The sequence below is a fragment of the Streptomyces sp. WM4235 genome (genome assembly GCF_001279725.1).
In the GTDB taxonomy this organism is placed as follows: domain Bacteria; phylum Actinomycetota; class Actinomycetes; order Streptomycetales; family Streptomycetaceae; genus Streptomyces.
This window is the reverse complement of sequence record NZ_LGDE01000060.1, coordinates 1-8,265: the sequence shown is the minus strand read 5'-3', so window position 1 is coordinate 8,265 and position 8,265 is coordinate 1. Positions and strand designations below refer to the sequence as shown.

Below are 8,265 nucleotides of genomic sequence, written 5' to 3'. Positions count from 1 at the left end.
ACTGTCACCTCGCAGGGGTTTCTGTCACCAGCCGTCCGCAGCCGTCGAGCGGCGAGTGAGCCGTGACGCGCGAGTTGGAACCTGGTCACGAGAGTTGGAACCAGTGCGGCCGGCGCCGACTAGGCTCACCATCATGTCCGAGCCAGCCCCTGACCCTCGCGTGCAGTCCTTGATCAACCAGCTCCGGCCGGGGGTCGTGAGAACGGTGAAGGTCACCGGGTTCGACGGAGCGGACGTCCTGGTGCAGCTCGTAGATGCCGAAGGGGAGAGGGCCGAGATCGGTCGGATTCCTAGACATGAGGCGTCGATGCGTCGGATGGAGCATCCATCCGAGCTGTTTGAGGTCGGCCAGGAGCTCAAGGCCGAAGAGATCGGCCGTTGGCGCGAAGGTCAGCTCCACCTCTCCGCCCGGGCGTGCGAGAGTCCAGCCTTGCGGTCCTTTCTCCTCGCGTTCGAACCAGGGCGGGTGGTTGCTGGGACGGTCTCCGCGGTCCACAACTTCGGGGTCTTCGTTCACGTCGATGGCGAACCAGACGGCCTGTGCACCGGCTTCATCCGGGTGCCGGACCTGACGTGGGGCTTGATCAACCACCCATCCGAGGTCGTCGAAGCGGGCCAAAGGATCACCGCTGAGGTGATCATCGCCGAGACGCGCTCCGGGCAGGTCACGCTCTCGTTGAAGGCTCTTCAGGAAGATCCACTCATTCGGTTTGCGGATCAGGTCGGCCGGGTCCTCACCGGGCCGATCGCCAAGATCGTTCCTTTCGGCGTGTTCGTGCAGCTTGCTCCCGACATTGTGGGGTTCCTTCATCTCGCAGACCTGACTGACGAGGCGGTCGAGACCCCGGATCAGCTTGTCGATGAAGGCGAGATGATCACGGTGAAGATCGCCGAGGTCGACCTCCAGCGCCACCGGGTACGGCTGGGCGCCGCCGGCGAAGCAGACAGAACCTAGCGCCACTCTCACCTACTGGAGTATCCAATTGCCCCGGACGCCAGAATGGCAGCAATATCAACAAGATGTCTCCTCTTTCTTGTCTGAGCTCGGATTCGATACGCGCGTCGATGAGCCCATTGAAGGCGCACGAGCCCAGCATGACATCGACGTGACGGCCCGCATGAGTATTGCTGGGGTGAATATTCTTTGGCTGGTCGAGTGCAAGGCATGGGAGCGGCGGATCCCGAAGGAGAGAATCCTCACCATCCAGGGAATAGTCGACGACATCGGAGCCGACCGCGGAATTGTTTTTTCCGAGAGCGGATTCCAAGCTGGAGCAATCCGCGCCACCCAGAATACAAATATCACCTTGACTAGCCTAGAAGACTTCAGTCTGAACTTTCGGAATGAGGTCTCGGCGACGAAAGCAAGGGTTCTCGACGGGCGAATTGCGCGCCTCATGAAGGCATTTGAGGCGGTCTGGGACCTAGCGGATCCGGAGCGACAGGCGGCATTCTCTCGATACTCCGGGCCTTCCGGGTTCGATTTTCTCAAAGGCGGCCCCCATGCCATGGCTGGAGTGATGGCCCGCCTCAATCAAATGCGAGAGTCGCTGGAAAATGCGCGATTCGACCGATGGCCAGTAGCTTACTTTCCGCTGGATCTCGTTGATGGCGAGAGGTTTGATGCCACCGACTGGGAGGGCCTACTATTCGTCGCCGAAAAGTCCATAGTCACCTGCGATCGCATTTATGATCACATGATGACCCCAGGGGAAAGTCCAGTCGACTGGAAGACTCTGCAGCCGCCAGAGCTGACTAGCTTGCTCAGCGGTATTCGCGGCCAATAAGAGGACCCTGGACTCAGCGGCGAGTGGAGATACGCGCCGATCTTCCGATCGCCCCTCGGCCCGGCCGGGTTCAACCTCGACCGGGCCAGCGTCCAACACGCACTTCTCCGGCTCATCGGCACCTGGCGCGATCGCTACTACACCGCGCTCCGCGAGGCCCTGAACAACCACGTCCGAGCACTCGCCGCCCCGCCCGCCCAACCAGGCGATCACCGTCTGTGATCAGCACGAGGGATGTCCGCCAACTACCGCTGACAAACCGCCCTGCCAGCTGCACAGGCGCACAGACCATCCGCCAACTATCGCTGACAGTCACACCATCGACGGGGTTTCGGAACACTCCCCCACCCGTCGCGCAGGAGCCGAAGATCCGGCACGTCCTACCCGGGTTTCACCCACTGCCCTACCCGGCGGCCGAGGCCGGTCCGGCGCCGAACCGGGGGACGTCCTCCACCGTGACGTCCGTGCGCAGTCGCTTGAACCGCAGTGGGTGGCGGAAGACGCCGCCGCGGTCGATGGCCCGATCCGCGCTGAATTCCGCCACCAGGTCCGGGCGGACGAGGGTCGCGTCCAGTACGTCGCGGGACCCCCACGCGGACGCGAAGCGGACCCCCGTCCACGGGTGTCCGGGGGCGGCAGCGGCCAGGTGTTCGCCCACCAGGCGGGACGCATCCGGGCGCAAGGGGACGGTGCGGCCGACCGCGCGCAGCCGACCCGCAAGGTCGTGGCGGCCGAGGACGAGGAGCTGCGGGCGGGCGAGGGTTCCGGTCACGGCCCCGATGACGGCTTCGGTGGTGTCTCTTCGGCGGATCTTGTACCTTCTCTGCACTTCACTCGATCAGGGGGCGGCGTGCGTGCTGACGGTGGCGGAGCTGGACGGTGCGAAGGATCAAGCCGGTCAGGTCGCCGGGTAGTCAGCCCTTGCTCACTCGCTGGGGGGCAGGCTGGGCCGGCCTGCACGGACGTAGTCCCGGTACTCGTCACCAGCCATTCCCTGGTTGACCCATCGGTCACGGCCTGCGCCGAGCCTCTCCTCGGCGAAGGTCATGGCCGCCAGAGGGTCATCGACAACGGCGATCTGGCGGCCGAAGTCTTCCTCACCGTCCTCTTGCTCGAAGGATGGGAATTCGACCAGGTCGTAGGAGTTCTCGCCACCGATATCTTGGGCCACGTGAAGCACCAGGACGAAGCCACCGGCTGTGGGCCGCAACTCGGCCCATTGGATCCCGGGAACTTCCGGGGTTCCGGCCGCTCCCAGAAACTGCTCGATCGAACGACCACGCCGGAGGGCGGTGAGTGCGAATGCTTCGACAAGGTAGCGCATTCGTGCAGGCTAGACGTTGCCGAGACTTCTGAACACTGTTGATCACTGACTGCGCGGTTGAGGCAGCCCAAGTGCGACAACCGGACGTCGAGTGAGCCTGGCCGCCTCGGCCTGCTTGGTCCGCAGAAACGTCAGCGTCAGATCGATCCCGTCAACCTCCCCGCGCCACTGTTCCTCCTCCGCCTTCTTCCGACGCAGGAGAAGGTCCTTCTCGATCTCAGCGAGCCGGGACAGCATCTTTGGGTTGACCTGCAGCATTGGGCAGCGGATGCAGGCGTGCTCGTGACGGCAGGGAGATCCATAGGGGCGAGCGCAGTTCCCGAGTTCCACCTTGCGCTTATCGAAGTGCTCTTCGAACTCGGCCCATTCTTCGACTGTGACGTCCCCATATTCGCCATCGGGCCTCAGAGTCCGGCGATGGTTCAGGAACTGCTGGTAGGACCCGACGATGTCCTCGGCGAACACCGCAACATAGCCCTGAGTGGTCTGGAGATTCATGTGCCCAAGGAGAGCCGCACCGATATGGATGGGCAGACCACCGTTGACGATGTCGGTAGCGAAGAGTCTGCGGAAGTCGTGCGGAGTGAAGGTCATGCCGGCGAAGGCATCGTTGGTCTCGGCGATTTTCTCGCAGGTGCGGCGGAGCATGATCAGGACAGTCGCCGTAGCCATGACACCGCAGATGGTGCCGATCTTGCGTTGAAGCAGGAACGGCATAGGTTCTGACCAGGATTTTTCGTGCGGGTCGTAGCGGCTGACCAGCGGGATCGGCCTCCCGTCGGGCATCTGGCGGCGGACGATCTGCGCGACCACGTGGAACAGCTCGGCGGACATCGGGATCACCCGCTCTCGGTCGCTCTTGGAAGGCGCAACCACGAGTAGGGCGACAACCTCGCCGTTCGGGCGCTGATATTGACGAATGCTGAGGTGGGTCAGCTCGGTGAGTTCTTCGACGCGGATTCCGCTGTGCCGCAGAAGCTCGACGCTGGCCCACTCCCAGAAGGCGATGTCCTCGGCCTTGGTCACGTCGGTCCTCGCCCCGGTGTCCTGGTCGACGACTCTGACGGTCGGATTCTCAAGGAGCCGAGCCATGCGGCGGTCCGTGCCAGAGTTGGTGCGGTTGTAGCGGTGCCCGTTGAGGGAGAACGCGCCGCCCAGCGGGGTACTGCGGCCGGCTTCGAGCAGTGCGGCCAGGTGCTCGTGCCTGGCTTCGACGTGCTGGACGAGTGCTGGCAGCAAAGGCTGACGGACGCGTGTCCGGTCAGCCATATCGCGGATATGCGCGCGTCGGCGCTTGCCATATCCCTTCAGGTCGCGGGGCAGGACCGGGCAGGGGGCCACCCACTGGGCCCACTTCTCCGGCTCCGCGATGGCCCAGCTGTGCAGGTCGACGTAGAGACCGCGGACGGACAGCAGAATCATCTCGTAGTGCTTGCGGACCTTCGTCTTGTCCGTCGTCCAGTAGCGCAGGTCTGCCCTCCACTGGTCATAGACCTCCGGGCTGAGCACCAGGTCCTTCTGGCCGGGGTTGATCTTCTCGATGCTCACCCAGAACAGCTTGACCAGGTAACGAGCCAGCGCTTGGAGCGTGGTGTAGTCGGTGTCTGAACGACGACGGGTCAGGTAGTCGATCAGTAGTAGGCGGACATCGGGATTATTGACTGGGTACGTGTCTACGAGTTCCTCGACGGTCTTCTGGCCGTTGTAGAGGAACATCCGCAAGGTCGGTGGCGTGCCGAGAGGGAAGTGTCCGGCTTCGTGCAGCGCCTGCCATGCGGCGAGAGCACCGAAGCGTGCGCCGCTGCTGTCGGCGCCAAAAACGTTGCCCAGTCTCCTGACCTCCAGGGAATAGTGCAGGAGTGCCGAGGGGGAAAGATCGGCCAGGGCGATGCCCTGCGTGGTCAGGGCGCAGGTGATGTCGAACTTCGCCCGTAGCCGGTTCAGGTTATTCATTTCGGGGTGAGCGGCGATCTCCTCGAACACCCTGTCCAGCTGCGGGTCGCGCTGCATTTTGCGGAAGAACTCCGGGTAGCGGATAAACATGTTCGCTCGGAACCCCGGCAGTGACGGCTGGAAGACCCGCAGGCTGAATGCCATCCTCAGCGCGGAGATCAGGTTGCTGCAGTCATACCCAACGCCGGGCCTGGCCAGGCTGTTCACCGAGGATGCGCCCTCATTGTTGAATCCGCTGGCTTCCCAGCGCTCCTGCCAGGTGTTTCCAGGAAACGTTGCCAGGTGCCCGAAGAGCCTCCGGACACCGAGTTGGCGTTTATCCCTGACCGACTTCGCTTCACCCGGCAGGATTTGAGTGGCCAGATGGCAAAGCTCCTCGATGGTGGCTGCAGTCAGATCACCGAATGGGGCCGGAGGATGCTCGGGGCGGGGAGCCGGCGCCGCTTTGAGTACGGCAGCCTGGTACTTCGTGCGGTCTTCAGGTCCTCGATCCTCTTCGCGCCGCATCCGCCGGTGACGGACCGTGTAGATGTCGGCCGTAGTCCGGTTAACCACCGAACACCACCTTGAAGTCATCAGAGTCGTAGCCAGGGGCGATGGTGCGTTCGATGCGAGGTCGGTGATAGTGCTCCTGAAGAGCCGCGAAGAGGTCCTCAACGCGGGCGTTGAGGTAGCGGCCGGTGGTCGCCAAATCGGTGTGGCGCATGATCACCCGAACTTGAGCCAGCGTGAGGCTGGGGTCGTTGGCCATGCGCTGAGCAGCAGTGTGCCGCAGGTCGTGCAGAGTCCAGTTGGTGCCGAGCTTCTCGTTCGCCCGCTGGATGATCCGGCGCATCGCCCAGTAGGTCAGCGGCCTGTCGGGGCCGCGTCGAGTGCGGAGCACCGGTTCGTGGGCTGGTGGCAGCCCGATCTGGTCCAGATAGGCGGCCAGGACCATCAGGGCCTGCGGGCTCGCTGGGACCGGTTCGCGGTCCTCGGATCCCTTGGTCACGACGTAGATCTGCTGGCCTGACCAGTCGATGTCGTTGGGCGTCACTCCGAGGAGCTCGCCGGCTCGGGAGCCACTGGAAACGTAGAGCAGCACCGCGGCCCTGTCCCTGTCATGCGTCATCGCCCCGAAAAGCTCATCCCAGAGGTTGTCGGGGATCGCTCGCGGATCGGTGGAGCGGACTCGCTGGCGCAGCCGGGCCCGCCGGAACTGAGGAGTGGGCATCTCAGGGTCGCGGTGGGCCAACGCTCGACGCTGGGCGGCCGACTCCGGCACCGGGTTCACGAGCGGTCCGCGGTTGTGGCGCCGGTGGAAGGCATAGAAGCTGCTGACGACAGTCAGATTGTGGTTGATCGTCGTGGGCGCGTAGCCAGCCCTCAGGTAGGTCTTGCCGGTTCGAGGGTTCACCGAGCCGGGCGGAGGGGCATCTGGCCGTCGACGCCGGCGCTGCGGATTATCTGCCGTCCGGAGCCAGCCCACCAGCGCAGACGCCTCGGATTGGGTGGCTCGCTCCCAGGCGACACCGAGGAACCACAACAGGCGATACCAACGCAACATGTCATATGCATAGCTGCGGCCGGTGAGCGGACGATTGTCGTCGAGTGCCAGGTCCCTCAGGTACGTGATGACGGGCTCTACGGCTTCCCCATAGGGGTCGACGACAGCGAAGCCGGGGTAACTCGTTTCGAGCTCAACTACGCAGCCCACGCGAGGCAGGATTGCTCGGCCTTCGATCAGGTCCCTGTGCAGGTCCTGCATTTCTCTCCTTGAGGCTCGGGGTCGCCCCGTTCAACGAGCTGGAGAAGGTGCAGTTAACAAACCAGCCTCTGGCGGCTTGGGTGTAGCGCTGGTTCATGCCTTTGACGACCAGGCCCTCGACGCCGGAGACGTCGGTCCAGGACTCCAGCCATTCCCGGGCTGTGGCCAGGTCGGTGGTCATGGGGCACAGCGTCCACGGCGCCGTCAGCCCATGGTCGGCGAACAGGTCCTCAAAGCAGTGCGCGCCGCTCGACATAGGGGCGGTTGACGGTCTCCTCGCCGCCCGTCTGGAGGATGTCGAAGGCGACGAAGTGGGCGGGCCAGCGGGTCGCCCGGGTGGGGGCGTTGCGGCCGCGGACGGCGGCGCGGCGTTGCAGCGCCTCGAAGGACAGCTGGCCCTCTTCGGGGTCCCAGACGAGGAGCTCACCGTCGAGGACCAGGCCGTCGGGCAGTTGCTGTTCGGCGGCCGCGACGAGGTCGGGGAACCGGTCCTGGATCAGGGCGCCGCGCCGGGACTGCACCAGCACTCGCCCGCCGGGCCCGGTCGGGGTGAAGAGCAGCGCCCGGAATCCGTCGAACTTCTGCTCGAAGGCCAGTGGGCCGAGCACGCCGGGGCCTGGTACCGACTCCGCGGCCTGCGCGAGCATCGGCTGTACCGGCGGTCGCAACGTCACCCGACTGTCTCCTCTGCGGTCGCCACCCTTCCAAGATCACTGTGGATGCCGCGCGCGACGCCTGCATGACGAAGCCTCCATACGGCCGAAGTGGTGGCGGGTCGGGGCCGGTGAGTCGTTCGGTGACTCACCGGCCGGCGTTCGGAGCCGGTGACTTGGGTCGGTGACTGCACGCGGTGGCAGTCGGCCGGGCCGGTGAGCGTGCCGGTGACTTTCGCCGGAGGTCCGCGCGCCGGCCGGTGAGTTGACCGCTTGCGGGGCTGTGACCTGGGGTGGGGAGTTTCGCCGGTGCGGTGGTGAGTCACCGGTGAGTCACCGGTCCGAGGAGTTGTCTCCTCGTGACGCCGAAGGGCTTGCCGTGGTGAGCGAACCGGTGAGGTCGGGGCCGTTGCCTGGGGCAGAGCGAATCCCACTTCCCCGGAGGCCACACGATGACCAGCCCGACCTCTCCCCCACCCCGCCCGTCACGGCGCGTCCGCCGGACGGTCTCGACCCCGTTGCGGACCACGCGACCGGAGACCGTGCCGACCGGACGATCCGTCTCTCGCGGCCCGAACCTGATCCGGATCGGGGGGTGGACCGCGCTGGAGGCCCGCCCCCTCGCCCTGGCCGTCGCGTTCCTGGCGCCCCGCACCACCGCCCTCCAGGCCGCACCCGCCCCCACTGTTCAGGGCACGGCCCGACCGACCGCCGACCCGACCGGAGCCGCGGCGATGTTCGTCGACCTGTGGCTGCGCGCCGACGCCGCCAACCCCGATAACACGGTCGGAACCGCCGTAC

General features: G+C 65.2%; 7 protein-coding genes and 1 pseudogene. 3 read left to right on the top strand and 5 right to left on the bottom strand.

Annotated elements, in window-relative coordinates; translation table 11 throughout:
* Positions 1-133 precede the first annotated feature (133 nt).
* Together ADK55_RS07585 and ADK55_RS36080 are read left to right on the top strand one after the other, a co-directional pair.
* A complete protein-coding gene (locus ADK55_RS07585) occupies positions 134-955 on the top strand; it encodes a S1 RNA-binding domain-containing protein (RefSeq protein WP_234349938.1) in 822 nt (273 codons plus the stop codon).
* Between the two features lie 28 nt (positions 956-983).
* The gene (locus tag ADK55_RS36080) at positions 984-1,787 is read left to right on the top strand and encodes a restriction endonuclease (RefSeq protein WP_267887335.1); all 804 of its coding nucleotides are present in this window, start codon (positions 984-986) and stop codon (positions 1,785-1,787) included.
* A 403-nt stretch (positions 1,788-2,190) separates the two neighbouring features.
* On the opposite strand, the gene ADK55_RS07580 is transcribed toward ADK55_RS36080, so the two are convergent.
* The 5 genes from ADK55_RS07580 to ADK55_RS39605 all read right to left on the bottom strand — a co-directional run bounded on the left by ADK55_RS07580 (position 2,191) and on the right by ADK55_RS39605 (position 7,485).
* Positions 2,191-2,559, bottom strand: a complete 369-nt coding sequence (locus ADK55_RS07580) for a hypothetical protein (protein ID WP_234349937.1) — start codon at positions 2,557-2,559, stop codon at positions 2,191-2,193.
* Positions 2,560-2,712: 153 nt separating this feature from the next.
* On the bottom strand, positions 2,713-3,111 hold the full coding sequence (locus tag ADK55_RS07575; RefSeq protein ID WP_053676699.1) for a hypothetical protein: 399 nt from the start codon (positions 3,109-3,111) through the stop codon (positions 2,713-2,715).
* A gap of 42 nt (positions 3,112-3,153) precedes the next feature.
* The gene (locus tag ADK55_RS07570) at positions 3,154-5,619 is read right to left on the bottom strand and encodes a site-specific integrase (RefSeq protein ID WP_234349936.1); all 2,466 of its coding nucleotides are present in this window, start codon (positions 5,617-5,619) and stop codon (positions 3,154-3,156) included.
* The gene (locus tag ADK55_RS07565) at positions 5,612-6,811 is read right to left on the bottom strand and encodes a tyrosine-type recombinase/integrase (protein WP_078998602.1); all 1,200 of its coding nucleotides are present in this window, start codon (positions 6,809-6,811) and stop codon (positions 5,612-5,614) included. Before ADK55_RS07565 ends, ADK55_RS07570 begins: the two co-directional genes overlap by 8 nt.
* 230 nt (positions 6,812-7,041) lie before the next feature.
* Positions 7,042-7,485 (bottom strand): hypothetical protein, encoded by a 444-nt coding sequence (locus ADK55_RS39605; protein ID WP_234349935.1) that lies wholly within the window; start codon positions 7,483-7,485, stop codon positions 7,042-7,044.
* A gap of 521 nt (positions 7,486-8,006) precedes the next feature.
* On the opposite strand from ADK55_RS39605, the pseudogene ADK55_RS07555 reads away from it, so the two are divergent.
* Positions 8,007-8,265, top strand: a pseudogene (locus ADK55_RS07555) (hypothetical protein); the annotation flags it as partial.

Bases quoted from the DNA above. Each gene is read 5' to 3' on its own strand.
- ADK55_RS07585 (WP_234349938.1), top strand. From the start codon at position 134: ATGTCCGAGCCAGCCCCTGACCCTCGCGTGCAGTCCTTGATCAACCAG.
- ADK55_RS07575 (WP_053676699.1), bottom strand. From the start codon at position 3,111: ATGCGCTACCTTGTCGAAGCATTCGCACTCACCGCCCTCCGGCGTGGT.
- ADK55_RS07565 (WP_078998602.1), bottom strand. From the start codon at position 6,811: ATGCAGGACCTGCACAGGGACCTGATCGAAGGCCGAGCAATCCTGCCT.